23 protein-coding genes, 1 tRNA gene and 1 pseudogene are annotated in these 25,520 nt (G+C 73.5%); 12 read left to right on the top strand and 13 right to left on the bottom strand.

The window, feature by feature from the left end:
- Nucleotides 1-41 precede the first annotated feature (41 nt).
- Both E4P38_RS01710 and E4P38_RS01705 read left to right on the top strand, forming a co-directional pair.
- Nucleotides 42-761, top strand: coding sequence for an NUDIX domain-containing protein (locus E4P38_RS01710; protein ID WP_135129971.1), 720 nt, complete (start codon nucleotides 42-44; stop codon nucleotides 759-761).
- A 106-nt stretch (nucleotides 762-867) separates the two neighbouring features.
- Entirely contained in the window at nucleotides 868-1,494 is a 627-nt protein-coding gene (locus E4P38_RS01705; protein WP_135129970.1) for a hypothetical protein, read from the top strand.
- Between the two features lie 68 nt (nucleotides 1,495-1,562).
- Here E4P38_RS01705 and E4P38_RS23105 read toward each other — a convergent pair whose 3' ends face one another.
- On the bottom strand, nucleotides 1,563-2,987 hold the full coding sequence (locus E4P38_RS23105) for a lytic transglycosylase domain-containing protein (RefSeq protein WP_209308873.1): 1,425 nt from the start codon (nucleotides 2,985-2,987) through the stop codon (nucleotides 1,563-1,565).
- A 189-nt stretch (nucleotides 2,988-3,176) separates the two neighbouring features.
- Nucleotides 3,177-3,249 (bottom strand) — tRNA-Arg (locus E4P38_RS01690).
- 219 nt (nucleotides 3,250-3,468) lie between these two features.
- On the opposite strand from E4P38_RS01690, the gene E4P38_RS01685 reads away from it, so the two are divergent.
- The 5 genes and pseudogenes from E4P38_RS01685 to E4P38_RS01665 all read left to right on the top strand — a co-directional run bounded on the left by E4P38_RS01685 (nucleotide 3,469) and on the right by E4P38_RS01665 (nucleotide 8,429).
- Complete coding sequence (locus E4P38_RS01685) at nucleotides 3,469-4,005, top strand: single-stranded DNA-binding protein (protein ID WP_135129969.1); 537 nt, start codon at nucleotides 3,469-3,471, stop codon at nucleotides 4,003-4,005.
- A 102-nt stretch (nucleotides 4,006-4,107) separates the two neighbouring features.
- Nucleotides 4,108-5,778: an energy-dependent translational throttle protein EttA gene (ettA, locus tag E4P38_RS01680; RefSeq protein ID WP_135129968.1), complete on the top strand. Its 1,671-nt coding sequence runs from the start codon at nucleotides 4,108-4,110 to the stop codon at nucleotides 5,776-5,778.
- Nucleotides 5,779-5,842: 64 nt separating this feature from the next.
- Nucleotides 5,843-6,256, top strand: coding sequence for a thioesterase family protein (locus E4P38_RS01675; protein ID WP_167760396.1), 414 nt, complete (start codon nucleotides 5,843-5,845; stop codon nucleotides 6,254-6,256).
- Nucleotides 6,154-7,284: pseudogene (locus E4P38_RS01670) on the top strand (AMP-binding protein); the annotation flags it as partial. The gene E4P38_RS01675 and the pseudogene E4P38_RS01670, both read left to right, overlap by 103 nt.
- Entirely contained in the window at nucleotides 7,281-8,429 is a 1,149-nt protein-coding gene (locus E4P38_RS01665) for a thiolase family protein (protein ID WP_135129965.1), read from the top strand. The pseudogene E4P38_RS01670 and the gene E4P38_RS01665, both read left to right, overlap by 4 nt.
- Nucleotides 8,430-8,435: 6 nt before the next feature.
- On the opposite strand, the gene E4P38_RS01660 is transcribed toward E4P38_RS01665, so the two are convergent.
- From E4P38_RS01660 to E4P38_RS01620, 9 genes are all read right to left on the bottom strand, one after another.
- Nucleotides 8,436-8,912, bottom strand: a complete 477-nt coding sequence (locus E4P38_RS01660; RefSeq protein WP_135129964.1) for an MOSC domain-containing protein — start codon at nucleotides 8,910-8,912, stop codon at nucleotides 8,436-8,438.
- A gap of 50 nt (nucleotides 8,913-8,962) precedes the next feature.
- Nucleotides 8,963-9,616 carry an energy-coupling factor transporter transmembrane protein EcfT gene (locus tag E4P38_RS01655; protein ID WP_135129963.1) on the bottom strand — a complete coding sequence of 218 codons (654 nt, stop codon included), beginning with the start codon at nucleotides 9,614-9,616 and terminating at the stop codon, nucleotides 8,963-8,965.
- Complete coding sequence (locus E4P38_RS01650) at nucleotides 9,616-10,347, bottom strand: ABC transporter ATP-binding protein (protein WP_135129962.1); 732 nt, start codon at nucleotides 10,345-10,347, stop codon at nucleotides 9,616-9,618. The genes E4P38_RS01655 and E4P38_RS01650 overlap by 1 nt, the downstream gene beginning before the upstream one ends.
- Nucleotides 10,348-10,364: 17 nt before the next feature.
- Entirely contained in the window at nucleotides 10,365-10,931 is a 567-nt protein-coding gene (locus E4P38_RS01645; protein WP_135129961.1) for a biotin transporter BioY, read from the bottom strand.
- Nucleotides 10,932-11,020: 89 nt separating this feature from the next.
- Nucleotides 11,021-12,607 carry a glycoside hydrolase family 13 protein gene (locus E4P38_RS01640; RefSeq protein ID WP_209308872.1) on the bottom strand — a complete coding sequence of 529 codons (1,587 nt, stop codon included), beginning with the start codon at nucleotides 12,605-12,607 and terminating at the stop codon, nucleotides 11,021-11,023.
- Between the two features lie 34 nt (nucleotides 12,608-12,641).
- A complete protein-coding gene (locus tag E4P38_RS01635) occupies nucleotides 12,642-13,073 on the bottom strand; it encodes a globin (RefSeq protein WP_135129960.1) in 432 nt (143 codons plus the stop codon).
- The gene (locus tag E4P38_RS01630; RefSeq protein ID WP_135129959.1) at nucleotides 13,070-14,383 is read right to left on the bottom strand and encodes an MFS transporter; all 1,314 of its coding nucleotides are present in this window, start codon (nucleotides 14,381-14,383) and stop codon (nucleotides 13,070-13,072) included. The genes E4P38_RS01635 and E4P38_RS01630 overlap by 4 nt, the downstream gene beginning before the upstream one ends.
- A complete protein-coding gene (locus tag E4P38_RS01625; RefSeq protein ID WP_135129958.1) occupies nucleotides 14,380-15,378 on the bottom strand; it encodes a mechanosensitive ion channel domain-containing protein in 999 nt (332 codons plus the stop codon). Before E4P38_RS01625 ends, E4P38_RS01630 begins: the two co-directional genes overlap by 4 nt.
- A 56-nt stretch (nucleotides 15,379-15,434) precedes the next feature.
- Complete coding sequence (locus tag E4P38_RS01620; protein WP_135129957.1) at nucleotides 15,435-17,507, bottom strand: prolyl oligopeptidase family serine peptidase; 2,073 nt, start codon at nucleotides 17,505-17,507, stop codon at nucleotides 15,435-15,437.
- Nucleotides 17,508-17,738: 231 nt separating this feature from the next.
- Here E4P38_RS01620 and E4P38_RS01615 point away from each other — a divergent pair, with 231 nt between their 5' ends.
- Nucleotides 17,739-18,266, top strand: coding sequence for an HNH endonuclease (locus tag E4P38_RS01615; protein WP_135129956.1), 528 nt, complete (start codon nucleotides 17,739-17,741; stop codon nucleotides 18,264-18,266).
- Nucleotides 18,263-19,126 carry a hypothetical protein gene (locus E4P38_RS01610; protein ID WP_209308871.1) on the top strand — a complete coding sequence of 288 codons (864 nt, stop codon included), beginning with the start codon at nucleotides 18,263-18,265 and terminating at the stop codon, nucleotides 19,124-19,126. Before E4P38_RS01615 ends, E4P38_RS01610 begins: the two co-directional genes overlap by 4 nt.
- Before the next feature lie 11 nt (nucleotides 19,127-19,137).
- Here E4P38_RS01610 and kynU read toward each other — a convergent pair whose 3' ends face one another.
- Nucleotides 19,138-20,403, bottom strand: coding sequence for a kynureninase (gene kynU / locus E4P38_RS01605; protein WP_135129954.1), 1,266 nt, complete (start codon nucleotides 20,401-20,403; stop codon nucleotides 19,138-19,140).
- Nucleotides 20,404-20,441: 38 nt separating this feature from the next.
- Between kynU and E4P38_RS01600 the strand changes: the two genes are divergently transcribed.
- Genes E4P38_RS01600 through E4P38_RS01590 form a run of 3 tightly spaced genes read left to right on the top strand, consistent with a single transcriptional unit; the run spans nucleotide 20,442 to nucleotide 22,685 of the window.
- A complete protein-coding gene (locus E4P38_RS01600) occupies nucleotides 20,442-21,866 on the top strand; it encodes an amidase (protein WP_135129953.1) in 1,425 nt (474 codons plus the stop codon).
- 39 nt (nucleotides 21,867-21,905) lie between these two features.
- The gene (locus E4P38_RS01595) at nucleotides 21,906-22,166 is read left to right on the top strand and encodes a hypothetical protein (protein WP_135129952.1); all 261 of its coding nucleotides are present in this window, start codon (nucleotides 21,906-21,908) and stop codon (nucleotides 22,164-22,166) included.
- 51 nt (nucleotides 22,167-22,217) lie between these two features.
- Nucleotides 22,218-22,685: a DUF5130 family protein gene (locus E4P38_RS01590; protein WP_135129951.1), complete on the top strand. Its 468-nt coding sequence runs from the start codon at nucleotides 22,218-22,220 to the stop codon at nucleotides 22,683-22,685.
- Between the two features lie 146 nt (nucleotides 22,686-22,831).
- On the opposite strand, the gene pepN is transcribed toward E4P38_RS01590, so the two are convergent.
- The gene (gene pepN, locus E4P38_RS01585) at nucleotides 22,832-25,381 is read right to left on the bottom strand and encodes an aminopeptidase N (protein ID WP_135129950.1); all 2,550 of its coding nucleotides are present in this window, start codon (nucleotides 25,379-25,381) and stop codon (nucleotides 22,832-22,834) included.
- Between the last annotated feature and the right edge of the window lie 139 nt (nucleotides 25,382-25,520).

The following is a 25,520-nucleotide window of genomic DNA, read 5'->3' as shown; positions in this document are numbered from 1 at the left end:
ATCAGTCGAAAACCTCTGAGGCGAACGTACCATTCCCGCTCGTGACATCCGTCTGGTCCTCGCCGGAACGCCCCGCCTATCCGCACCAGGCGCTCGCCGTCGTCCTGCAGGTGCGGGCCGGGCGGCTGGTCGTGATGCTCTGGCGTCGCGCGAACGAGCCGTTCGCCGGGGCCTGGGCGCTGCCCGGCGGGCCGCTGCTGGCCGACGAGACGCTCGGTGCCTCGGTCGCCCGCCAGCTGGCCAGCAAGGTGGAGGTGCGCCAGCTGTCGCACCTCGAGCAGCTGGAGACCCGCAGCGACCCCGGCCGTGACCCCCGCGGGCGGACCGTGGCCACCGCCTACCTCGGGCTGGTGCCGTCGCACCTCGACCCGGCGCTTCCCGCGGACACCGCCTGGCACCCCACGGACGCGTTGCCGGGCACCGCCTTCGACCACGGCTCGATCGTCGGCTCGGCGCTCGGCCGGCTGCGGGCGAAGCTCTCGTACACGAACGTCGGGTTCGCCCTCGCGCCGCCGTCGTTCTCGATCGCGGAGCTGCGCGACATCTACGTCGCGGCGCTGGGGTACGAGGTGACCGCCACCAACCTGCAGCGCGTGCTGCTGCGCCGGGGCGTGCTGGCGGCGACGGGGGAGACGGCGCCGCCGGGTCGTGCGGGTGGGAGGCCGGCGATGCTCTACCGGTTCGCCGCCCCGGCGCTGGAGGTCACCGACCCGTTCGCCGTCCTGAAGCCGCCGTCGGGGCGTGGTCACGCCGCTTCTTGAGGATGCCTTGCGCTTTCCTGGCGCCCGGCCTGCGGATCGCCGCGCACCGTGGGGTCGTCGCCAGGGCGGAACAGCCGCCCGGGCACAAGCTCGGGGGAGCACGACCGTGACCACCATCGACAGCACGACCATGACCCGCCGCCGTTCCGCAGCCAAGATCGTCGGCGCCATCAGCGCCGTCGGCGCCGCCGTCGCGGTGGCCGGTCTGGGCACGCTGGGTGGCTTCACCGATTCCACCAGCCCCGTCGGCACGAAGGTCGACACCGGTGTCCTGTCCATCGACGTGAGCGCGCCCGGCGGCTCGGCCACCGTTCCGTTCAGCGGCGGTCAGATGCTCGCCGGCGACTCGCGGACCCACGTGATCGACCTGGTCAACGACGGGACGACGGCGCTGGCCGGCATCACCCTGAAGACCTGGGCGACGTCCTCCAGCATCCTCGACCAGGACGCGGTGAACGGCCTCCAGCTCAAGGCGGAGTCCTGCTCGGTGGCCTGGGACAGGTCCGGTGCCACGCCGACGTGCGCCGGAACGGTGCGGACCTACTTCTCACTGCCGATCATCGTCAACAACGTGGCGCTCACCGCCACCGCGGCCCTGGCGCCCGGTGCGACCGACCACCTGAAGCTGACCGCCGCGCTGCCCGCCAGCGCGTCGGGTGACGCCTTCGAGGGCGCGACCAGCGCGCTCAACTTCCAGTTCACCGGCACCCAGCGCGCTGGTGGGGCGCGCTGACCCACCGCACCCCCTGATGACGGCGGCCCCTCCGATCGACTGATCGGAGGGGCCGCCGTCATCCTGCGTTACGGGCAGACGGGCAGGGCGGGGATCACCGGCAGGCCGAGCCCATTCAGCGTGGTGCACGTGACCCCGGGAACCGGGGCAGGCGGCACCGGTGCTGGCGGCACAGGGGCGGGCGGCACGGGAACCGGGAGCGGGGGAACCGGGGCCGGGGGAACCGGCGCCGGGATCGCCGGGGCGGCCGGGGCCGGGCCGGAGCTCGGTCCCGGGTTCGGGCCCGGCGCGTGGCCTGCCGGAGCCGGGCCGGCCGGCGGTGTCGAGCCGGGCGTTGTGCCGCCGCCGCCGTCCCCGGCTGGTGCCGCGGGACCTCCCGCCGCGCCGCTGTCCGCCGGGGCGCCGGATCCGGCCGGCGCCCCACCTGATGCGTTCTGGCCCGTCGTGGGCCCGGAGGCGGGAGTCATGTCGCCGGCGCCGATGGCGGGGCCGGGGTTGGCCGGGCCTCCGTAGTACGTCGGTCCGCCGCCGGAGCTGGTGAAGGGGCCGGGGGCCGGGATCGCGCCGGTGGTGTTGCCGACGAGCGGGATGTCGGCGACAGGGATGCCCGAGGCGTAGGCGCGCGCCAGGGCCAGGACCTCGTTCACGTAGCTGTCGGAGTGGTTGTAGGCCATGACCGCCTTGCGCTGGCCGGCGTCGGTGCGCAGGTTGCCGCCGGAGGCGCACAGGTAGTTCGCCGCTCCGAGGGCCGCGTCGTTGATGTTGAACGGGTCGGCCGTCCCGTTGCCGTCGCCGTCGATGCCGTAGGCGCGCCAGGTGGCCGGGATGAACTGCATGGGCCCGACCGCGCGGTCGAACGTGGCGTCGCCGTCCCAGCTCCCGCCGTCGGTGTCGCGGATGAAGGCGAACTGCACGCCGTCCAGCGGGGGGCCCATGATGCGCGGCGTCGACGTCCCGTCGGAGTTGAGGACGGCGCCGCGGAAGCGCGCGTGGTTGGTCTCGACGCGGCCGATCCCGGCCAGCAGCGACCAGTCGATGCCGCAGGAGGGCTCCGCGCTCGCCATCCGGGCCGCCGCGACGCGGTAGGCGTTGAGCGCGACGTTCGGGATGCCGTTGGCGGCCAGCCCGCTGATCACGGTGGGCGCGATGGGCTGCTGGTCGCCGGTCTGGGCCGGGGCGCTGGCCAGGACGATCGAGCCGGTCGGCGCGCCCGAGGACAGGAAGGAGATCGTGCCGGCCGAGGTCAGGCCCGTCGGGAGCGAGGCGTCACTGACCTCCGCGGCGAGCACCGGGTCCGTCGGTCCGGGTGGGGGGACGACGAGCGCGGCGAGCGCGGCAACGGCCGCGATGACCGGCCACCGGCGACGCCGGTGGAACCTGTGTGCACTGGCCTGCGCCGCGGGGACGGCGTGCCGACCGCGCTTCTTTCCCTCCGGGGAGGGAGCGCCGTCCGGGGACACATCCTGGGGCTGGGGATGATCGATCTGAACCATCGACGGCTGCACTCCTGCGGATCGACCTGGTGGCTTACCTGTAACCCCCGCTACCGGTAAGCCGCGTCTACCCGCGTCGTTGTTGCGCCAATCACAACCCCGCGGACGGACCTGGTCCGCAACGCCGGTGGCTCGCCGACGCCGGCAGCGGGGGAGGCGCTGGCCCGGGCGGCTCGAGCGGGCTGACGGCGCGCCCGGCAGGGATCGAACCTGCGACCAAGTGCTTAGAAGGCACCTGCTCTATCCACTGAGCTACGGGCGCTCGGCTGCCGATCATCGCATCGCCTCCGGGCACGGGGGCGCAGGCCGGGGGACCAGTCACGCGGGGGAGTGAGGGCATCCGACGGTCGTCCACAGGGCTCCGGGCCGTCCACAGATCCGCTGCCGGGCCGCTCCGGCGGCGGGCCCGCGCCCAAGGTCGTCGGCACACCGGCAGCGAGCCGGTCCGCGCCGGACCGGCGCCGCAGACCTGAGGAGCACCATGAACGACACCGAAGTGACCGTCGTGGGCAACGTCGTCGACTCGCCACGTCGCGTCCGCCTGGAGAACAGCGCCGTGACCAACTTCCGGATGGCGTCGACGGCCCGCCGGTACGACAGCGGGAAACAGGAGTTCGTGGACGCCGGCACCCTCTGGGTGGACGTCGAGGCGTGGGGCGAGCTCGGCGGCAACGTCGCGCGGAGCATCAGCAAGGGCGACCCGGTGATCGTGCGGGGCACGCTGACCACTCGCAGTTGGGAGTCCGAGGCCGGACGGCGGTCCGCGCCCCAGATCCGGGCCACCGCGGTCGGGCCCAACCTGGCGCGGGGATGGAGCGACTTCCACCGGCCCGCTCGGCCCGCGCAGGCGGTCGGCCAGGAGACCGGCGCCGTGCCGGAGTCCGAGCCGACGCCCGAGGATGAGCAGTCTGCCCGCGCCCTCGCCGACGAGTTCACCGGCGGGGACTACGGCAGCGGGTCCGGACCGTTGTACGAGGTGGACTCCGAGGACTCCTCCCTGGAACCGGCGCGCGTCTAGTTGTGCCGGGCTGGGAGGATCGGAGGTGAGAACGCATGGGGTGGGGCCGCGATCCGGCGGCCCCGCCCCCGCTCGCAAGACGACGGAAGGCTCCGAAGCCCAGTGGCTCAGTACATCTACACGATGGTCCGCGCACGCAAGGCGCACGGCGACAAGGTGATCCTCGACAACGTCACCCTGTCGTTCCTGCCCGGCGCCAAGATCGGCGTCGTCGGCCCCAACGGCGCCGGCAAGTCGACCGTCCTCCAGATCATGGCCGGCATGCAGCAGCCCTCGAACGGAGAGGCCAGCCTCGCGCCGGACGCCTCGGTCGGCATCCTGCTGCAGGAGCCGCCGCTCAACGAGAAGCTCGACGTGCGCGGCAACGTCGAGGAGGCCGTGAAGCCACTCCGCGACGCCCTGACCCGCTTCGAGCAGGTCAGCGCGGCGATGGGCGAGCCCGACGCCGACTTCGACGCACTCATGGGCGAGCAGGGCGAGCTCATGGAGGTCATCGAGCAGCACGACGGCTGGGAGCTCGACGCCCGCATCGAGCAGGCCATGGACGCGCTGCGCTGCCCGCCAGGCGACGCCGACGTCACCGTCCTCTCCGGTGGCGAGCGCCGCCGCGTCGCGCTGTGCCGGCTGCTGCTCGAGGCGCCGGACCTGCTGCTGCTCGACGAGCCCACCAACCACCTCGACGCCGAGAGCGTGGCGTGGCTGGAGCAGCACCTGGAGAAGTACGCCGGCACCGTCGTCGCCGTCACCCACGATCGGTACTTCCTGGACAACGTCGCCGAGTGGATCCTCGAGCTCGACCGCGGCCGCGCGTACCCCTACGAGGGCAACTACTCCACCTACCTGGAGACCAAGTCCACCCGCCTCCAGGTGGAGGGCGCCAAGGACGCCAAGCGGCAGAAGCGGCTCAAGGACGAGCTGGAGTGGGTGCGCTCCGGCGCCAAGGCCCGCCAGGCGAAGAGCAAGGCCCGCCTCGCCCGCTACGAGGAGATGGCTACCGAGGCCGAGAAGACCCGCAAGCTCGACTTCGAGGAGATCCAGATCCCGCCGGGCCCGCGCCTGGGCAGCATCGTCGTGGAGACCAAGAAGCTCACCAAGGGCTTCGGCGACCGCGTGCTGATCGACGACCTCTCGTTCACGCTGCCGCGCAACGGCATCGTCGGCGTGGTCGGCCCCAACGGCGCCGGCAAGACCACGCTGTTCAAGATGCTGGTCGGCGAGGAGAAGCCCGACGACGGCGAGATCAAGGTCGGCGAGACGGTCAAGCTCTCCTACGTCGAGCAGAACCGCGGCGGCATCGACCCGATGAAGACGCTCTGGGACGTCGTCTCCGACGGCCTCGACCACATCAAGGTCGGCAACGTCGAGATGCCGTCTCGCGCCTACGTCGCGGCGTTCGGCTTCAAGGGCCCGGACCAGCAGAAGCGAGCCGGAATCCTGTCCGGTGGCGAGCGGAACCGGCTCAACCTCGCCTTGACCCTCAAGCAGGGCGGCAACCTGCTGCTGCTCGACGAGCCGACCAACGACCTCGACGTGGAGACGCTGACCAGCCTGGAAGGCGCGCTGCTGGACTTCCCGGGCTGCGCCGTGGTGGTCAGCCACGACCGGTGGTTCCTCGACCGGGTGGCGACGCACATCCTCGCCTACGAGGGCGAGTCGAAGTGGTTCTGGTTCGAGGGCAACTTCCAGGACTACGAGAAGAACAAGGTCGAGCGGCTCGGCCAGGAGGCCACCCGCCCGCACCGCGCGACCTACCGCAAGCTGGCCCGCGACTGAAGGAGGGCCGGGAGCGCCCAGGATCACAGCGCGTTCCCGGCAGCCGTACGGCAGGGTGTCCGCCGTGAGGCACACGGTGCAGGTCCCCATGCGCTGGGCGGACATGGACGCCTACCAGCACATCAACAACGTCGCGTTCCTCGGCTACTTCGAGATGGCGCGGGTCAACCTGTTCTTCGAGCACCCCACGCACGACACCAGGACCGGCATGCGCCGCGGCCTCGTCGTCGCCTCCCACGAGATCAAGTACAAGCGCTCGGTCGTCTACGACGCCGACCCCCTGGAGATCCAGATCTGGGTGTCGACCGTGCGCGCGGCGTCGTTCCTGTGCCACTACGAGGCCTTCGACCACGGTCAGCTCGCCGTCACCGGCAACACCATGCTGGTGCCGTTCGACTTCGCGCTGAACCGCCCCCGCCGGATCACCCCGGAGGAGAAGGAGTTCCTGGCGCGCTACACCGACGAGCCGTCGACCTGAGCGCGGACATGCCCCCCGTCCGCGAAATCGCGTCAGCGGCGGACCCCGTGGCGGCCGTGCTGGACGCCCACGAGCGCGGCGAACTCATCGCGCTGCAGACCTCGGGGACGACGAGCCGTCCCCGGTCGGTCGTCCGCACCACCGCGTCCTGGGTCGACTCCTTTCCGCACGTCTCGCGCCTGGCCGGCATCGACCGGCGCTCCCGCGTGTGGGTGCCCGGCCCGATGTCGGCGACCATGAACCTGTTCGCCGCGGTCCACGCCCGCACGGTCGGCGCCACCCTGGTCGATGGACCGGAGGACGCCACCCACGCCCACCTCACCCCGGCGACCCTGCTCACCGCCCTCTCCGGCGGCGGTGACCTGCGGGGTGTCCACGTCGTCGTCGCCGGCGACCGGCTCTCCCGCGACACGGCCGCGCGCGCCGAGGCGGGCGGCGCCCGCGTCAGTCACTACTACGGAGCGGCCGAGCTCTCCTTCGTCGCCTGGGGCAGCTCCGAGGAGGACCTGCGGCCGTTCCCCGGGGTCGAGGTACAGATCCGCGCCGACGCCATCTGGGTGCGCTCGCCGTATCTCTCCCTGGGCTACGGCGGCGGTGCCGACGGCCCCCTCACCGTGGACGACGACGGGTTCGCCACCGTCGGCGACCGCGGCAGCCTCGAGCAGGGGGCGCTCACCGTGACCGGCCGCGGCACCGAGCTGGTGCTCACCGGCGGCGCCAGCGTGCTGGTGGCCGACGTGGAGCAGGTGTTGCGGCGGGGGATCGGCAGCGACGTCGTCGTCGTCGGCGTACCGCATCCCCGTCTCGGCCACGTTGTCGGCGCCGTCCTGCTCGAACCGGCCGCTGCGGCCCCGGTCCGCGCGGTGGCGCGGGCCGAACTGGCGTCGGCCCAGCAGCCGCGGTTGTGGTTCTCGGTGCCGTCCTTCCCGCTGACCGTGAGCGGCAAGGTCGACCGCACCGCGCTGGCGGCCTTGGCCGCGACCGGGCAGCTGACCGCCCTGACGCCGCTGAGCGGAAGCGGGACGTGAGCAGCGTCGACGACGCCCCGGTGCTGATCTCGGCCCGGCGTACCCCCATCGGCACGGCCGGGCGCTCGCTCGCCGGATTCACCGCCGCCGACCTCGCCGCGCCCGTGATCGCGGCCCTTGCCGACGAGCTCGAGCCCGCCGAACGCGCCGACCTCCGCGAGGTCGTCCTCGGCAACTGCATGGGACCCGGCGGCGACGTCGCCCGGGTCGCGGCGCTGCAGGCCGCGCTCCCGGTCGGCGTCCCCGGCCTCACCGTCGACCGGCAGTGCGGCAGCGGCCTGGCCGCCGTCGTGCTCGCCGTCGCGATTCTGCGAGCAGAGCCGGGCGTCGTCCTCGCCGGGGGAGTGGAATCGGCGTCGACCGCTCCGTGGCGGTCCTGGCCCCCCGTCGACGGCGGCGAGCCCACCCGTTACGAGCGCGCCCCGTTCGCGCCGGCGGGCCTGGGTGATCCCGACATGGGGGTGGCGGCCGATCTCCTCGCCCGCGACTTCGCCGTTCCCCGGAGCGCCCAGGACGAGTACGCCGCGCGTTCGCACGCCCGCGCGTTCGCCACGCAGCGGGCCGGCGGATTCGACGCGGAGATCGTGCCCGTCGGCGACGTCCAGACGGACGACCGTCCGCGCGAGGGCCTGTCGGTCGAGCGGCTCGCCCGCCTGCGCCCGGCCTTCCTGCCCGACGGCACCGTCACCGCAGGGAACTCCTGCGGCATCAACGACGGCGCGGCACTCGTCACCGCGGTCGACGCCGGGACGCACCGCCGCCTCGGCGTGCCCGGTCTGCGCGTGCTCGCCACCGCCACCGCCGGGGTCGACCCGAACAGGCCGGGCATCGGCGTCGTCCCGGCCACCCGGCTCGCGCTCGACCGGGCCGGGCTCACCCTGGACGACATCGACGTGATCGAGTTCAACGAGGCCTTCGCCGGGCAGGTGCTGGCCTGCTGCGCCGCCCTGGACCTCGATCCCGAGCGCGTCTGCCCCGAGGGCGGCGCCCTCGCCCTCGGCCATCCGTGGGGTGCGTCCGGCGCCGTCCTCGCAGTGCGCCTGTTCTCCCAGCTCGTCCGGCGTGATCAGGGGCAGTACGGCCTCGCGGCGATCGCGGTCGGCGGCGGCCAGGGCGTCGCGATGGTCGTGCAGAGCTGCCGTTGAGCTCGGTCAGACCCGCCGGGGGACGGGACGGTCGGCCCCGACCGGCGCTCCACGGCGGGCCGCCTCGTCGTGGGACACCGGCCGGACGACGGCCCCGTCCGCGATCTCCGCGCCGCCGAACACCGCCGCGTTGATCCCGCCGCGGTGCAGCATCGCCTTCACCAGCTTCGCGCCGGTCAGCCGCTCGAGGTGCGCGCACGGCGGGCAGCGCTTCATCCCGAACAGCAGTGCGTCCCCGACGGCGAACCACCGCCCCACCAGCGCGGGCAGGTCCACGCCCACGGTGACGAGGTTGCGCCGGGTGTCGCCGGGCGTGAGCTGCACCCCGACCTCGGCGGCGACGGCGGCCACCTCGTCCCGGTCGATCAGCGTCAGCTGCTTATCCAGGTCCGGATACCGGGCCCAGGTGCCCCCGCCGAGCGCGTAGCGGTCGCCGTCCAGTCCGGCCCCGGCGACCAGTAGCCCCGTCGGCACGCGGCGCATCGGCGCGGCGGCGGCTCCGGTCAGCCAGATCTCGGTGACGACGCCGCCGGTTACGTCGTCCCCAGGTTCTCGGCCGCCGCCCGGCGACGCGGACGGCGGCCGGGCACGTCACCCGCACCGCGGGCGTCCAGCGCCTCACCGACCGTGGTCGCCATCCGGAGCACCTGCACGAGCAGCGGCACGACCATGGCCAGCCGCACCCGGTCCGCGCCGCGCGCCGCCTGGGCTTCCCGGATGCGGGCCGCCCGGTCGGCGACCAGCGGGATGAACCGCAGCGTCATCGCGATGACCAGCCCGATCCGCGCCGGGCGCACCCCGAACACCCGCAGCGGCGAGGTCAGCCATTCGATGACGGCCACCAGGGCGGTCACCCGCGTCGTCGCGGTGACCACCGCCGCGGCGACCACCAGGGTCAGCAGCCGGAGCACGGCGACCGCGCCGACGAGGGGGCCGGTCACCAGCAGGTGGAACCCGAACAGCGCGGCTAGCCAGATCCACACGGGTCGCACCTGCGCGGTCAGCGCCCGGAACGGAAGCCGCGCCCAGAGTAGCCCGGTGGCGAGCACGAGCAGCAGCGCGGTCGCCACCAGATCCAGACGCCCGGTCGCGAACAGCCCGACGCCGAGCACCGCCAGCACGGCGAGCTTCAGCCCGGCGGGCGCCCGGTGCACGGGCGAGGCCCCCGGCACGTACAGCGACAGCATCAGCCCATCCTCGCCACGTACCAGGGCACCGTCTCGCCCGGCGAGCCGTCGGCGACCACGCGGCCGTCCTCGAACACGAGGACCCGGTCGAACCCGTCCAGCAGGTCGAGGTGATGGGTGACCACGACCGCGTCCTGCTCCAGCGCATCGATGACCCGGGAGACCCGCCGCGTGTTGGCCAGGTCCAGCAGCGTCGTCGGCTCGTCGAACACGATCCGCTGGGGCCGCATGACCAGCACGCCGGCGATCGCCAGCAGCTGCTTCTGGCCGCCGCTGAGCAGGTGCGCCGGGTGGTCCCGGTGTCCCGCCAGGCCGTAGCGGACCAGCATCTCCTCGACCCGCCGAGCCGTCTCCTCGGCGGCCACGCCCTGGTTGTGCGGCCCGAACGCCATGTCCTCCTCGACCGTCGGGTGCACGATCTGCGCGTCCGGGTCCTGGAAGACGAAGCCGACCCGGCGGCGCACCTCGCGGCCCTGCGTGCGGGTGTCCAGCCCGTCGACCAGCACGCTGCCCTCAGCGGGGATCACCAGGCCGTTGAGCAGGCGGGCGAACGTGCTCTTGCCCGAGCCGTTGGCGCCGATGACGCCGATCCGCCGTTCGGTCAGGGTCAGCGAGACGTCGGTCAGCACCGGGCGGTCGCCGTAGAAGTGGGCGACGTCGTGCACCTCGATCGCCGTCCGCGGAACGATGGCCGCCGCGGCCGCGGCGTCGGCCCGCCGTCCGCGCCGCACAAGGAGCCCCAGGATCGTCAGCCGGCCGTCGCGCGCCGGGCCGGCAGCTCGATGACCGGGTACGCCTTGTGGACGGCGACCGCGACGAGCGAGGCGGCGACCGCCTTGACCAGGTCGCCGGGGACGAACGCCATCGACCCGGTGAACGCCGTCGACAGCGGCACGTCCCCGAACAGGCTCAGGAACGGGATCCCGATCGCGTAGATGACCAGCACGCCGCCGATCAGGTTGGCCACCAGCGCCCACGCGAGGTTGTAGCGGCGCCAGAACAGCTCGGTGAGCAGGCCGATGACGAACGCGGCGATCGGCCAGCTGTACAGGAAGCCGGCGGACGGCCCGACGAAGACGGCGAGCCCTCCGCGGCCGCCCGAGAGGACCGGCAGCCCGACCGCGACCACCGCGAGGAACACGAGCAGGGCGAGACCGCCTCGGCGCGCGCCGAGCACCGATCCGGCCAGCATGACGCCGAGGGTCTGCGCGGTGATCGGCACCGGGATCCCCGGCACGGGCACCGGCGGCAGCAGCCCCAGCACCGCCATGATCGCGGCGAACAGCGCGATGTAGGCGAGGTCCTTGGTCTTCACAGCACGGTCTCCCGGGGGCGTCGTCGTCGCCCGGAAAGTACCGGAGCCGCGGTAACGGACCCCGCGCGCTCCCGGAACGTCCGGCCTTCTCAGGCCGCGAGCCACACCGCCGTGTCGTCGGGCAGGGTGCCGTCGCCGAGATCCGCGCTGGCCAGGAGCACCTGGCCCTCCGGCAGCGGGACCGGCGCTCCCGAGACGTTGACCAGGCAGACGAGGCCGCCCGGACGGCGGAACGCAAGGCAGCCGTCGGGCGCCGGTAGCCAGTCCAGCGCCTCGCCGCCGAACAGCGGCGAGGTCGTGCGTAGCGCGAGGGCCGCCCGGTACAGCGACTGTATCGACGTAGCGTCTGCCGCCTGCCCGGCCGCGGTCAGCGCCGCCCAGCCCTCGGGCATCGGCAGCCAGGTGTCCGCCCGCGAGGAGAACCCGTAGGAGGGTTCCGTCCCCGACCACGGCATCGGCACCCGGCAGGCGTCCCGGCCGCGCTCGGCGTGCCCCGAGCGCTCCCAGATCGGGTCCTGGAGCGCCTCGTCGGGCAGGTCGACGTCGGGCATGCCGAGCTCGTCGCCGTTGTAGAGGTAGACCGCTCCGGGCAGGGCGAGCTGGAGCAGCGCGGCGGCGCGCGCCCGGCGGAGGCCCAGCTCGCCGCCGCCGTACCGGGTGACGTGCCGCGGCCGGTCGTGGTTGGACAGCACCCAGCAGGCCGGCGCGGGGGTGCCGGCGACCGCGGCCAGGGAGTGGGTGACGGCGTCGCGGAGGTCGCCCGCCGCCCACTCCGCGGTCAGCAGCTTGAAGTTGAACGCCAGCTGCAGCTCGTCGGGACGGAGGTACTGCGCCAGGCGCGCGTCGTCGGACACCCACACCTCGCCCACGGCCATGGTGCCCGGGTAGGCGTCGAGGACCGCCCGGATCCGGCGGTGGACGACGTGCACGTCGTCCTGGTCGAACCGCAGGTCGCCGGCGCCGTGGTCGTCGAGCAGGCCGACGCCCTCCAGCAGCACCATGTCCGGCAGGCCGTCGGGCTTCGCCATGCCGTGGGCCACGTCGATGCGGAAGCCGTCGACGCCGCGGTCGAGCCAGAACCGCATCGTCGCCTCGAGGTCGGCGACCACCTCGGGGTTGGTGAAGTTCAGGTCCGGCTGCTCCGAGGCGAAGATGTGCAGGTACCACTCGCCGTCGGGCACACGGCTCCAGGCGGGGCCACCGAAGATCGAGGGCCAGTTGTTGGGCGGCTCGGCGCCGTCCGGCCCGCGTCCGTCGCGAAAGAAGTAGCGCGCCCGCTCCGGGGAACCCGGCGCCGCGGCCAGTGCCGCCTGGAACCACTCGTGGTCGTGCGAGCTGTGGTTCGGGACCAGGTCGATCGTCACCCGGAGGCCCACGGCATGCGCCTCGGTCAGCAGGGTGTCGAACTGCGCGAGGTCCCCGAAGACCGGTTCGACGTCCCGTGGGTCGGCGACGTCGTAGCCGTGGTCGGCCATGGGCGACGGGTAGAACGGCGTGATCCACAGCGCGTCCACCCCGAGGTCTGCCAGGTACGGGAGACGGCTGCGGATGCCGGCCAGGTCGCCGACGCCGTCGCCGTTCCCGTCGGCGAAGCTGCGGATGTAGATCTGGTAGAAGACCGCCGACCGCCACCAGTCGGCGGACGGGGACAGAACAGGATTCGGGTCCGGGTGCACCGGGCTCTCCAGAGGTCGATCGGGTGCGGGGACGTCAGGGGGTGAGGTCGACCTCGGCGTCGTCTGGGAAGCGGTTCTGCATGCTGAGCGCGGCCATCTCCAGGTAACCCCAGAGCGTCGCGTCCTGCTCGGGGGAGAGCCCCAGGGAGTCGACGGCGGCGCGCATGTGCGCGAGCCACGCGTCGCGCTCGGCCGGGCCGATGGCGAACGGCGCGTGCCGCATCCGCAGCCGCGGGTGGCCACGTTCCTGGGAGTAGGTCGTCGGGCCGCCCCAGTACTGCTCGAGGAAGCCGCGCAGCCGCGTCTCGGCGCCGTCCCAGTCGTCCTGGGGGTACAGCGGCGCGAGCACCGGGTCGGTGCGGACCCCGGCGTAGAAGTGGTGGACGAGCGCCCGGAAGACCGGCGCGCCCCCGACCTCGTCGTAGAAGGTGCGCGCCGAGGGGAGGGACCGGCTCGACTCGCTCATGGAGTCGATGGTCCCTCAGCCGCGCCGTCGGCTGCCATGTGACCCCGGGTACGTCGGTAGGCGATGAGCGCCGGCGCCACCGCGATCAGCCCGAGGCCGCCGGACAGGGCGAGCACTCCGCTGGCCGACACCCCTTCGGCCCCGAGGCCCGCACCGAGGGCACCGATGGCCTGGACGCCGTAGAGCCCGCTGACCGCGACGCCGAAGGCGCGGCCGCGGTAGGCGCTCGGCACGGCCTGGACGAAGGAGACGTTGAGCGGGATCAGCCACGAGGCCCCGAGGCCGGACACGAAGAGCAGACCCACCACGAGCCAGAAGGCGAGATTGCTCGGCTCGGCCAGGACCGCGATCAGCCCGGCGGCGAGGATCGGCGCCAGCGAGAGGACGACGAGGGGGACGACGAGCCGTTCGCGCCGGTCGGGTGCGACCAACCGGGCGATGACCAGTCCGCCGATCGTCACTCCCAGCGGGTTGGCCGCGAGCAGGACACCGATGGCCGACGTCCCGTGGCCGAGCTCCTCGACGAGCGGGGCGGCGACGCCCTCGGAGGCGTAGGCGAACGCCGTCGCGACCCAGAGCACGCCCATGATCGCCAGCAGCCGGGGGGAGCGGGCGATCAGCCGCAGGCCGTCCCCGGTGTCCTGCCACAGGGAGCGGCGGCCGCCACCGGCCTCGGACGTCGGGGCGGGCCGCCGTCGCAGGCCGCGAGCCAGCCAGAGCGCGGACACCGCGAACGTCGCACCGTCGATGAGCAGCGCCGCCGACGGACTGAGCGCGGTGACCAGTAGCCCGGCGGCCAGGAAGCCGACCACCTGTGCCAGCTGCAGCGTGATGTTGGTCAGGGACGTCGCGACGGCATAGCGGTCGCCGTCGAGCACGTCGGCCATCAGCGCCGACCGGGCCGACTCGAACGGCGGTGCGCACAACGACACGAGGAAGAGGAGGCCGAGCAGGACCGGCAGCGGCGTGCCGGGGATGGCCATGAGGCCGAGCAGCACCGCGCGGGTGACGTCGGCGGCGATGAGCACCCGATGGCGGGGCAGCCGGTCGGCCAGCGCGGACAGCACCGGGCCGCCCAGCAGCCAGGGCAGATGGCCGATCGCGAAGGTCATCGCCGACAGCAGCGGCGAGGAGGTGCGCTGGTAGACCAGCACGGTGAGCGCCACCCGTGCGAGCTCGTCGCCGGCGGTGGAGAGGAGGAACGTGCCGAACAGCGGCCGGAACTCCCGGACGGCGAAGACCTCCCGGAAGGTCGCCTGCCGAGCCGGTGCGCCGACGGGGGAGAACCCCTCCGGCGCGGGCGCGCTCACCGGACTCCCGTCGCGGCACCGGTCAGGAGCGGCAGCGGCGTCCGGATGCCCTCGGCGACGAACCGCTCCTTGAGCCGCATCCGCAGCTCCCGGCCGACCCGCAACTGGTCGGCATCGGTCGAGCGGACGACGAGCCGGGGGAAGACGCCCTCCGCGGTGATCTGCTCGACGCCGAGCGACTCCGGCTCGGCGAGCAGGACGGCGGCCCACTCGTCCTCGTACATCGCGTCGGCGACCTCCTGCATCGCCGTCCGGGCGTACTCGAGGTCGGTGTCGTGGGCGACGGGCATGTCGATGACCACCTGGGCGAAGCCCTGGCTCTTGTTGCCGACCCGCAGGTTCTCGCCGTTGCGGACGTACCAGACGACGCCGTTGACGTCGCGGAGCCGCGTGATCCGCAGGCCCACCGCCTCGACCGTCCCGCTGGCCTCGCCGAGGTCCACGACGTCCCCGACGCCGTACTGAGAAAGGACCCCCTGCCCCCCACCGCTCGCAAGCTCGCGACGGGACCCTGCAGGGGGCCACAGCCCGACCACGCCGGCGCTGGCGACGATCGGGGCGAGGTTGATGCCCAGCTCGCCGAGGACCAGCACCACACCGATGCCCAGCACGAGGATCGAGGCGACGATGCGCAGCACCGACCCGATGGCCTCGGCCGGCTGGGTGCGGCGCTCGGTGGCCTGGTCGAGCGCCTCGGAGTTCGACGGCACCCGGTTGCGCAGCGGCCGCAGGATCGTCGGCACCGCGCCGGTGGCCGTGCGGTCGGTGAGCCGGCGGATGCCCCGGTGCATCAGCGCCCGGACACCGACGGCGAGCAGCACGATCAGCAGGATCTTCGCCGGCGAGGCGATCAGCGTGTCGGCATTGGCCGCGAGCCAGTCCAGGCCGAACCACTCGTAGACCTTCGCGCACAGCGTCGTGGAGTCCTCGACGCAGCTGGGAACCGCGCCCGAGACTCCGTCGGCCGCGGCGAACACGAGCTGTGATCGAGACATCACCCAGGAGTCTCCCAGGTGCGGCGCGCCCTGTCAGCGAAGGGGCGAGATACGTCCTACCGGCGAGCGAGACCGGTGTGCTCGGCGAGGAAGGCCAGTTGGTCGGCCGCCAGCCCCACGGTCCGGCTCACCGCGCGTGCTCCGTGCCCCACCGACGTCTCGCGACGCAACACGATCGGTGCCTCTCCTGCGGTCGCGTGCTGCAGGGCGGCAGCGAGCTTGCGGCCGTGCAGCGGGTCGACGCGGGTGTCGGACTCGAAGGTCGTGAACAGCACCGCCGGGTACGCCGTCCCCTCGCGGACCGCGTGGTAGGGCGAGTAACCGAGCAGCCAGCCGAGCTCGTCGGGCTTCTCCGCCGTGCCGTACTCGTCGTTCCAGGTGCGGCCCAGGCCGAACAGCTCGTACCGCACCATGTCCAGCAGCGGCGCGCTGCAGACCACCGCGGCGGCGAGTTCCGGCCGCTGGGTCAGCGCGGCCCCCACCAGCAGCCCACCGTTGGACCCGCCCATGACGGCGAGCTGCTCGTGCGTCGTCCAGCCCTGGGCCACCAGGTGCTCACCGGCGGCCGCGAAGTCGTCGAAGACGTTCTGCTTGCGCTCGCGCATCCCCGCGCGGTGCCACTCCTCGCCGTGCTCGGAGCCGCCGCGGAGGTTGGCCACGGCCCACACGCCACCGGCGGCGACCCAGGCCAGGGCCTGCGCGGTGTATGCCGGGGTCAGGGACACGTTGAAGCCGCCGTAGCCGTAGAGCACGGTCGGCCGCGGCGTGTCGGGAGTGCCGTTGCCGGAGAGCACGAACAGGTGCACCGGGATCCCGTCGGCCGACGTCGCGTGGGTCTCGACCACGGTCAGGTCGGGCACCTCGCCGGCGACGGACGCCTCCTCCCACGTGGTCAGCGTGGTCGGCGACGCGGCCTCCCAGCGCAGTACCGATGGCGGGGTCGCGTAGTCGGTGTAGCCCACCCAGGCCGACGTCCCGCCCTCCGGGGGCGCGCTGACCCCCGAGACGCTGCCCACGCCGAGGCCCGCGACGTCGGCGAGGCGGCCGGAGCCGTTCGCGGCCCACACCGACAGCCGGTCGGTGGCGTCGACCGCGTGGACGGCCAGCACCTGCAGGTCGCCGTCCGCTCCGTCGACCAGGGCGACGTCGGAGAGGACGGCGTCCGGTTGCTGGGGGATGACGTCCTGCCAGGACTCCGGTGACCACGTGCCCGGGTCCGCGGGATCGGCGACGGCGAGCCGCCAGCGCGGGGTGTCGCGGTCCGACATCAGCCACAGCCGGCCGTCCCGGGCGACCCAGGCGGCGGTCTGGGCGTCCACGCCCACCTGGAAGTCGCGGAGTTCGCCGCCTCCGGCGAGGTCGGCGATCCAGACGTCGTCGCGCGGTGCGGTGCCCGCGGACCCGGAGACGACCAGCCAGCGGCCGTCCCGGCTGGTGTGCACGCCGAAGTAGGTCGTCGGGTCGCTGCCCTCGCCGTGGACGAGCACGTCGTCACCGGCCGGGGCGCCCACCCGGTGGCGCCACACCCGCCGGTGGAACTGCTCCTCGCCGTCGGGCACGAGCTCCGGGGCCAGGCGGCGGACGTAGTAGAGCTCGTCGCCGCCGGGCAGCCACGCGACGGGGGAGTAGCGGCAGCGGTCGATCGGACCGTCGACGACCTCGCCGGTTGCGACGTCCAGGACGTAGAGGCTGGATTCCTCGTCGCCGCCGGTGGAGAGCTGGTAGGCCAGCCGGTCGCCCTCCCAGGACGCGGACCAGGCGTCGAGGGTCGTCGTGCCGGCCGGATCGAGCGCCATGGGGTCGACCAGCACCCGCTCCGTGCCGTCGGCCTCGCGGACGCGCAGCACGGCGTGCTCCTGGCCCGGGTCGCGCCGGGTGGAGAAGGCCCGCTCGCCGCGCCACACCGGGATGCCGACCGCGCCGGCGTGCACGAGCTTCTCCAGCCGGACGGCGAACTCCTCGCGCAGCGGCAGGGCGCCGAGCACCTCGGCCGTGACGGCGTCCTGGGCCTCGGTCCAGGCCCGGGTGCGCGGATCGGCGGCGTCCTCGAGCCAGCGGTACGGGTCGGCGACGGGATGTCCGTGCAGGTCCTCGACGAGGTCGAGCCGCGGGGCCTCGGGATAGCGCATCGCACCAACGGTAGTGGCCGACGGAGGGCCCGTGGGCCGCGCTCCGAGGGGTGCGACGGAAACCGACAGCGCCGATCGCCGTTTCTCGGGTCAGAATGGGGGCCGCCCGTGGGTCGCTCGGCACCCGGCGGTCCGGGCGTCCGGAGGTGATCCGTGCCGCGTCTCGCGCCCGGGTCGTCGTCCGTGGGCCATCCAGGTCCGCGCCGCGACCCCGTTCGTTCGCTCCTGCCTGTGCCGTCACCGGGCACCACGAGCGCGACCCTGCTGCTCAACGCCACCTACGAGCCGCTGTGCGTGGTGTCCAGCCGCCGCGCCATCGTGCTGGTGCTCGCCGAGAAGGCCGAACCGGTCGACTCCGCCGACGACGTGGTGCACGCCGAGCTGATCAGCCTGGCGGTCCCGGTCGTCGTCCGGCTGACCCGGTACGTGCGGGTGCCCTTCCCGGCGTCCGTCCCGTTGTCGCGGCGGGCCGTGTTCACCCGCGACGGACAGACGTGCGTCTACTGCGGGGGGTCGGCGACGAGCATCGACCACGTCGTGCCGCGCAGCCGGGGCGGCACGCACACCTGGGACAACGTCGTCGCGGCGTGCCGGCGGTGCAACCACACCAAGGCCGACCGGTCGCTGGCGGAGATGGGCTGGGCGCTGCCGCACCCGCCACGCACGCCCAGCGGTGCCGCATGGCGCCTGCTGGGCACCCGGACCGTGGACCCGCGGTGGCGTGAATGGCTGGGCGTGCCCGAGAGCGTCAGCGCGTGACGTCACCGGCCGGTGCCCGCCGGCTCTGGGCGCTCGGTGAGCCGTACCACGCGCTGCTCTACTTCGCGGCCGAGTGCCTCGGTGCCGGTGAGAACGTCGGACTGCGGGGGTTCTGGAACGGCTACTTCGCCGCCCGTGCCGCACCGCTCGGTGCCGTGGGACCGGAGGTCGTGACGGCGACCTTCTACAACTTCGCTCCGGGCTTCGTGGCCCGCCGGGTTCCCGCGATCTGGTCCGCCACGACACCGGAGGCCGCGCTGCAGGCGCGGCTGGACGGGATCGACCGGGCCGTCCGGCGGGTGCTGGGGGAGGAATGGCCGGGCTCGGCCGAGGCGGCCGAGGCCGCGGAGCTGGTAGGGACGGCGGCAGCCGCGGTGGATCTGCCCGGGCGGCCCCTGGCGGCCGCGAACCGGAGCCTTCCCGTCCCCGCCGAGCCCCATCTCGCGTTGTGGCAGGCGCTCACCACCTTGCGCGAGCACCGCGGCGACGGGCACAACGCGGCCCTGCTCGTGCGGGAGATCGACGGCGTGAGCGCCCACGTCCTCGCCGCAGGGGCCGGCCGCAGCACGCGGGACTGGCTGCAGCGGGCCCGCGGCTGGCACGACGACGCGTGGGACGCCGCCACCGAGGGGCTGACCGACCGCCGCTGGATCGACGAGGACGGGCTCACCGCCGAGGGGCTCGCGATCGTGGCAGGGGTCGAGGCCGACACCGACCGGCTGGCCCTCGGACCGTGGCGAGCGCTCGGCGATGCGCGCTGCGACCGGCTCGCCGTCCTCCTCGCGCCGCTGCGCCAGGCCGTCGTCGCGGCGGGGGAGTGGCCGGCGGGCAACCCGATCGGCGTGCCCGACCTCGAGTGAGGCTCCGTCCGTCACGTCACCCGGGCGCGCTCGGCCGGGTAGCTCTCCTGCGCGCCCTCGGCGAGGACGTCCCGGAACCGGCTCATCCCGTCCCAGACGTCGACGAACCGGGTGTAGAGCGGCGCCGGTCCCAGCCGGACCCGGTCCGGCGTCCGGAAGTCCGGCACCACCCCCCGGTCGACGAGGGCCTGGGTCAGCTGCCACGCCTGCGGATGGGCGAACGTGACGTGCGATCCGCGCCGAGCGGGATCGCGGGGGGACGCCAGCGAGATGCCGTGCGGCGCGAGCCAGGCGTCGCCGAGCGCCACGATCAGCTCGGCCATGGCGCTGCCCTTGGTGGCCAGCCGGTCCACGCCGGCCTCTGCGGTCAGCCGCGCGCCGACCTCGACCGCCGCCATGCCCAGCACGGGCGGGGTGCCGACGCCGAACCGCTCGATGCCCTCGGCGGGCTCGTACACCGGTCCCATCGCGAACTGGTCGCGCTGGCCGAACCAGCCCTGGATCGGTGAGCGCAACTGCGCCTGCAGGTCCCGTCGCACGTAGAGGAACGCCGGGGCGCCGGGGCCGCCGTTGAGGTACTTGTAGGTGCAGCCGACGGCGAGGTCGGCGTCGGCCGCGGCGAGCTGCACGGGCACGGCGCCGACGGCGTGCGACAGGTCCCACAGCACCAGCGCACCGGCGTCGTGCACCAGCCGGGTCACCGCGGCGAGGTCCGCCAGCGCGCCCGACCGGTAGGCGACCAGCGAGAGGACGACGACGGCGACCCGCTCGTCCAGCGCGGCCGCCAGCGTCGCCGGATCCAGGCCCTCGTCCAGGTCGGCCGGGAGCTCCCGCACGGTCATGCCCCGGGCCTCGGCCACCCCTCCGACGACGTACCGGTCGGTCGGGAAGTCGTCGGCGGTGCACACGAGCACGTCCCGGCCGGGCCGGGCCCGGGCGCCGGCCATGAGCAGCTTGTAGAGATTCACCGACGTGGAGTCCGCGACCAGGACCTCCCCGGGCCGCGCTCCCAGGACGCCGTCGGCCAGGGCGTCGCCGAGCCGGGTCGCCTCGCCGATCCAGCCGGCCCACGAGCCGACCAGGCCCTCCCCCCACTGCTGCTCGACCACCCGGGCGAGCGCCGCGGGGGTCTCGCGCGGCAGTCGGCCCAGCGAGTTGCCGTCCAGGTAGATCAGCCGCTCGGGGCCGTCGTCGCCGGTGCCGGTGAAGCGCTCCCGGAAGGAGGCCAGCGGATCGGCGGCGTCGAGCGCCTCGGCGGCGGCGCGGGTCAGGTCCACCTGCCCTGTCTACCGGGACCGGTCTAGCGTCGCCGTCCGTGCCCCAGCTGCACGACCTGACTGCGCTCGAGCAGGCCGCCGCCGTCCGGAGCGGCGAGGTGAGCCCGACGCAGCTCGTCGAGCACGCGCTCGCCCGGATCGCGGCGCTCGACGCCGGGCTCGGTGCGTTTCTCACCGTCACCCCCGAGCGCGCCCTGGCTGCGGCGTCCCGCGCGGAGGAGCTGCTGCGGGCCGGAGGCGACCTGCCCCCGCTGCTCGGCGTGCCGACCGCGATCAAGGACCTCAACAACACCGCCGGCGTCCGGACGACGTTCGGCTCGCGGGTCATGGCCGACAACGTGGCGACCGTGGACGACGCCGTGGTGACCAAGCTGGCCGCCGCGGGCACCATCAGCGTCGGCAAGACCAACACGCCCGAGTTCGGCTACCCGTGCTACACCGACAACGACCTCGCCGGCCCCGCGCGTTGCCCCTGGGACCCGTCTCGGCTCGCCGGCGGGTCCAGCGGGGGAGCGGCGGTCGCGGTCGCCGCCGGGATGGTGCCGTTCGCGCAGGGCAGCGACGGCGGTGGGTCGATCCGAATCCCCGCGAGCATCAACGGGATCGTCGGGATGAAGCCGAGCCGCGGCCGGGTCAGCAGCGCTCCCTTCGGGGCCGACGTGACGGGGCTCGGCGTCAACGGGCCGCTGGCCCGGACGGTGCGGGACGCCGCCGTCATGCTCGACGCGATGAGCGGGCCGGTGCTCGGGGACTTCGCCTGGGCGCCGCCACCACCGGTAGGGGAGACGTTCCTGCAGGCGGCCGACCGCATGCCGGGCCGGCTGCGGATCGGCCGGTACTCGGAGTCGCCGATGCCCGGCATCGAGCTGGACCCGGAGGTGTCGGAGGCCTTCGAGGACGCCGGGAAGCTGCTGGAGAGCCTGGGCCACGACGTCGAGGACGTGCCCCGAGGGCTCCTGGGCCCGGAGGTGCTGCCGTCCTTCGAGCGGGTGTGGGCGCTGTCCGGGACCCTGCTGCCGGTACCGCCCGACCGGGTCGGCGAACTGCGCCCGCTCACGCGGGAACTGCGCGGCCGCGGCCTGGCGATGTCGGCCCACACGGCGATGGAGGCGATGACCGCGCTGCGGCTGTTCGCCCGCCGGTTCCTCCAGGCCACCGACGCCTACGACGTCCTGCTGGCGCCCGTGGTGACGATGACCCCCCGCCCGCTCGGCTGGTTCGACGCCGAGGGCGACGGCGCGGAGGACTTCGAACGGAACAAGCGGTACGCGGCGTTCACGGCGCTGTTCAACGTGACGGGACAGCCGGCAGTGAGCCTGCCGCTGCACTGGACGCAGTCGGGACTACCGGTCGGCAGCATGCTCGTGGGTCGCCCGGCGGACGAGGCGACGCTGTTCGCGTTGTCGGCGCAGGTCGAGGCGGCGCGCCCCTGGGCCGGGCGGCACCCCGAGGGATGGGGCTAGGCGGGCTGATCCGGGGGCCGTGCCGGTAAGTTGTCCGCCGTGACCGTCGCCGAGACCATCCTCGTCTTCGCAGGCGTCCCGCTGGCCATCATCGTCCTGCTGGCGCTGCTGATCTTCCTGCCCGGCGGACGCAAGCGCGTCCGCTACAAGTCCGGTCAGCCGTGGGACCACGCGCCGATCTGGTACGAGCCCCATCCGGACGGCGCCGCCGCCGGCCACGGATCCCACGCCGCTCTTCCGGCCGGTTCCTCCGCTCCCGTCACCGCAGGGCCGCTCGGCGGCGCCCGCGGGACCTGGTGACGGGAGCCGCTGAGTCATGTCCCTGAGTTCCGACAGCCCCGGAGGCCGGCGATGACCCGCGCGCTCGAAGTCGAGTCCCACGACACCGCCACGCACGACACCGCGGCGGCGCGGACGGACGAGGCCAGTGACCTCGACTCGATCTTCAGCTTCCAGGAGCTGGCCCGGCTCGACGAGGCGCTGACCATGTCGTCCCGGGAGACCGGGCTGCGCTTCACGCTGTACATCGGTGACCTCGGCAAGCAGACCCGCATCCGCGCCGAGGAGCTGTTCGGGCACTCCGGCGACCACCTTCCCGAGTCGGTGCTGATCGCCGTCTCACCCGGGCAGCGGGTCGTCGAGGTCGTCACCGGCGCTGCCGCCGCCCGTCGGATCCCCGACCGCGCGTGCGCGCTGGCCGTGCTCTCGATGACCGGTTCGTTCGCCGCCGGTGATCTCGTGGGCGGCATCGTCAACGGGTTGCGGCAGATGTCGGACCAGGCCGGCCACCCGCCCGCCCTGCGCCACCTGCACGACTGACCACACCGCGGTCCTCCGGACCGCACCGCGGCCAGCGAGGCGCTCCGACGAGTGGGGGCCGGAGGCCTCCGCGAGGAGGAGCGGGTAGGGCTCAGTGACCGTCGGGGACGGCTCCTGGTAGCGGTGTCGGCCGGTAGGCCGACAGATCACATGGCGTCCCCGTCGCGCTCCCGGGCGCGGAGCGCGCGGGCGATCCCGTCCCTGCCCTCGAAGATGAGGCGCCGCAGCGGCGGGGGCTGCTCCTCGTCGGCCAGCCAGGCGTCGGCCGCGATGATCGTGCGCGGCTCGACGACCGGCGGGAACAGGTACTGGACGGCGTTCTTGGCGATCTCACCGGGTCGCCTGTCCCACAGTGGCCGGATCTCGGCGAAGTAGCGCTCGACGTACTGAGCGGTCAGCTCGCGCTGCGCTGGGTGCCAGAAGCCCAGCAGCATCGCCTCGTGCACCGCGTTCGGCACGGTGTCGTCGTGGAAGGCGCGCTCCCACGTCTCCGCCTTCGACTCCACGGTCGGCCGAAGCGCCCGGGCGGTCGCCGCGCGCCGCGCGCCGGTCGCGGTCGCGTCCCGCTCCTCCTCGGCGTCGATCTCAGGGTCGCCGGCCGCGCCGATCGCCACGAGCCCGGAGAGGAACGCCCAGCGCGCGTCGGCATCGACCTCGAGGCCCTCCAGGACCCGGGACCCGTCGAGCAGGCCGCGGAGGATCTTGGCGTGCGCGTCGGTGCGGGCCGCGCTGGCGAAGGTGCGCGACCACTGCAGCTGCGCGTCGCTGCCGGGCGCCGAGGCCTCGAGGGAGGCGAGGGCGTGATCGGCCAGCATCGTCCAGCCCGTGCCCGCCCACGTCGGGTCGGCGTAGGAGTTGAGCGCCGTCTGCACGCGGGCGAGCAGCGACTGGACGACGCTGATCTCGGTCTCGGCATCGACGCCGGCAAGCACGAGCTGCACCCATTCGCGGGCGGGCAGCTCGGCGTCACGGGTCATGTCCCAGGCGGCCGACCAGCACAGGGCCCGGGCCAGGGGGTCGGGGATGGCGCCGATCCGCGTGCGCAGGGTGGCCAGCGACCGCTCGTCGAGGCGCAGCTTGGCGTAGGTGAGGTCGTCGTCGTTGACGAGCACGAGGTCGGCGGCAGGGTGGCCGACGAGCTCGGGGACCTCGGTGCGCGCACCGGCGACGTCGAGCTCTACCCGGGAGGTTCGGGCGAGCCCGTCCGGCCCCTCGCTGTAGAGCCCGACCGCCAGCCGGTGGTTGCGCAGCACGGGGTGCTCGGCGACCGCTGTCTGCTCGATGGTGAAGCTCGCGTAGCGGCCGTCGTCGGTCAGGTCGAACACCGGGCGCAGCGTGTTGACCTGGCTGGTGCGCAGCCACTGGTCGACCCACTCCGACAGGTCGCGGCCCGAGCTCTCCTCGAGCGGCGCCAGCAGGTCGGCGAGCGTGGTGTTGCCGTACTCGTGCTGCTTGAAGTACCGCCGGACACCCGCGAGGAACTCGTCCCGGCCGACGTAGGCGACCAGCTGCTTGAGTACCGAGGCGCCCTTGGCGTAGGTGATCCCGTCGAAGTTGACCTCGACCGCGGCCACGTCGGGGATGTCCGCCGCGATGGGGTGGGTGGAGGGCAGCTGGTCCTGCGCGTACGCCCACGCCTTCTCGGTGTTCGCGAACGTCGTCCAGGCGGTCGTGTACTCGGTCGCCTCGGACTGGCAGAGCGTGCTGATGTAGGTGGCGAAGGACTCGTTGAGCCACAGGTCGTCCCACCAGCGCATGGTCACGAGGTCGCCGAACCACATGTGGGCGAGCTCGTGCAGCACGGTCTCGGCGCGCCGCTCGTAGCGGGCGCGGCTGACCTTCGACCGGAAGACGAAGTCCTCGAGGAAGGTGACCGCCCCGGCGTTCTCCATGGCGCCGGCGTTGAACTCGGGCACGAAGAGCTGGTCGTACTTGTCGAAGGGGTACGGGTAGTCGAACACCCGGTGGAAGAAGTCGAAGCCCTGCTTGGTGACGCGGAACAGCTCGTCGGGGTCGAGGAACTTGGCGAGGGACGCCCGGCAGTAGAGCGCCAGCGGGATGCCCTCGTGGGAGTCGGTGACCTTGGCGTAGGGCCCGGCGATCAGCGCGACGAGGTAGGTCGAGATCCGCTTGGTCGGCTCGAAGTGCGCGAGCTGGGAGCCGCCCGGCCCGGCCTCGATCGTGCGCCCGCCGGTGTTGGAGATGACCTGCCAGTCGAACGGCGCGACCACGTGCACCGTGAACGCGGCCTTCAGGGCGGGCTGGTCGAAGCAGGCGAACATCCGCTTGGCGTCGGCCGGCTCGAACTGCGTGTAGAGGTAGACCTGCCCGTCCTCGGGGTCCTGGAAGCGGTGCAGGCCCTCGCCGCTGTTGGAGTACCGGTAGTCGGCGGTGACCACGAGCGTGTTCGTCTCCGCGAGGCCCGGCAGCGGCAGGCCGCCCTCGGCGGTGTAGCTGCTCACGTCCAGCTCGACCCCGTTGAGGGTGGCGGAGTGCACGATCTCGGCGACCAGGTCGATGAACGTGTCCGCGCCCGGCTGGCGGCTGGTGAACTCGACGGTGGTGACCGACCGGAACGTCTGCTCGCCGGGGCGGCCGGCCCCGTCGGTGACGTCGAGGTGCAGGTCATAGTTCTGGACGGCGAGCAGTTCGGCGCGCGCGGCGGCGTCGGTGCGGGTCAGGTTGGGTACGGACACACAGGAAAGCTTTCCATGCGGGGACGACGTTCCTCCTCGGTGCTCCACAGCGGCTCGCCGAGCGGAGGCGGGAACAACCCGACGGCGATCCGGATTTGGACAGGCAGCGGGCCCGGCGCGATCAGCCGGGCCGACGAAT

It is taken from the genome of Blastococcus sp. CT_GayMR16 (assembly GCF_004570875.1).
Taxonomy (GTDB): Bacteria; Actinomycetota; Actinomycetes; order Mycobacteriales; family Geodermatophilaceae; genus Blastococcus_B.
This window is presented reverse-complemented; position numbering and strand designations above follow the sequence as displayed.

Bases quoted from the DNA above. Each gene is read 5' to 3' on its own strand.
- E4P38_RS23105 (WP_209308873.1), bottom strand. From the start codon at position 2,987: ATGGTTCAGATCGATCATCCCCAGCCCCAGGATGTGTCCCCGGACGGC.
- E4P38_RS01635 (WP_135129960.1), bottom strand. From the start codon at position 13,073: ATGAGCGAGTCGAGCCGGTCCCTCCCCTCGGCGCGCACCTTCTACGAC.
- E4P38_RS01655 (WP_135129963.1), bottom strand. From the start codon at position 9,616: ATGCTGTCGCTGTACGTGCCGGGGGCCTCGCCCGTGCACCGGGCGCCC.
- E4P38_RS01625 (WP_135129958.1), bottom strand. From the start codon at position 15,378: ATGTCTCGATCACAGCTCGTGTTCGCCGCGGCCGACGGAGTCTCGGGC.
- E4P38_RS01660 (WP_135129964.1), bottom strand. From the start codon at position 8,912: ATGCGCCGCGTGCCGACGGGGCTACTGGTCGCCGGGGCCGGACTGGAC.
- E4P38_RS01620 (WP_135129957.1), bottom strand. From the start codon at position 17,507: ATGCGCTATCCCGAGGCCCCGCGGCTCGACCTCGTCGAGGACCTGCAC.
- E4P38_RS01685 (WP_135129969.1), top strand. From the start codon at position 3,469: ATGAACGACACCGAAGTGACCGTCGTGGGCAACGTCGTCGACTCGCCA.
- E4P38_RS01590 (WP_135129951.1), top strand. From the start codon at position 22,218: ATGACCCGCGCGCTCGAAGTCGAGTCCCACGACACCGCCACGCACGAC.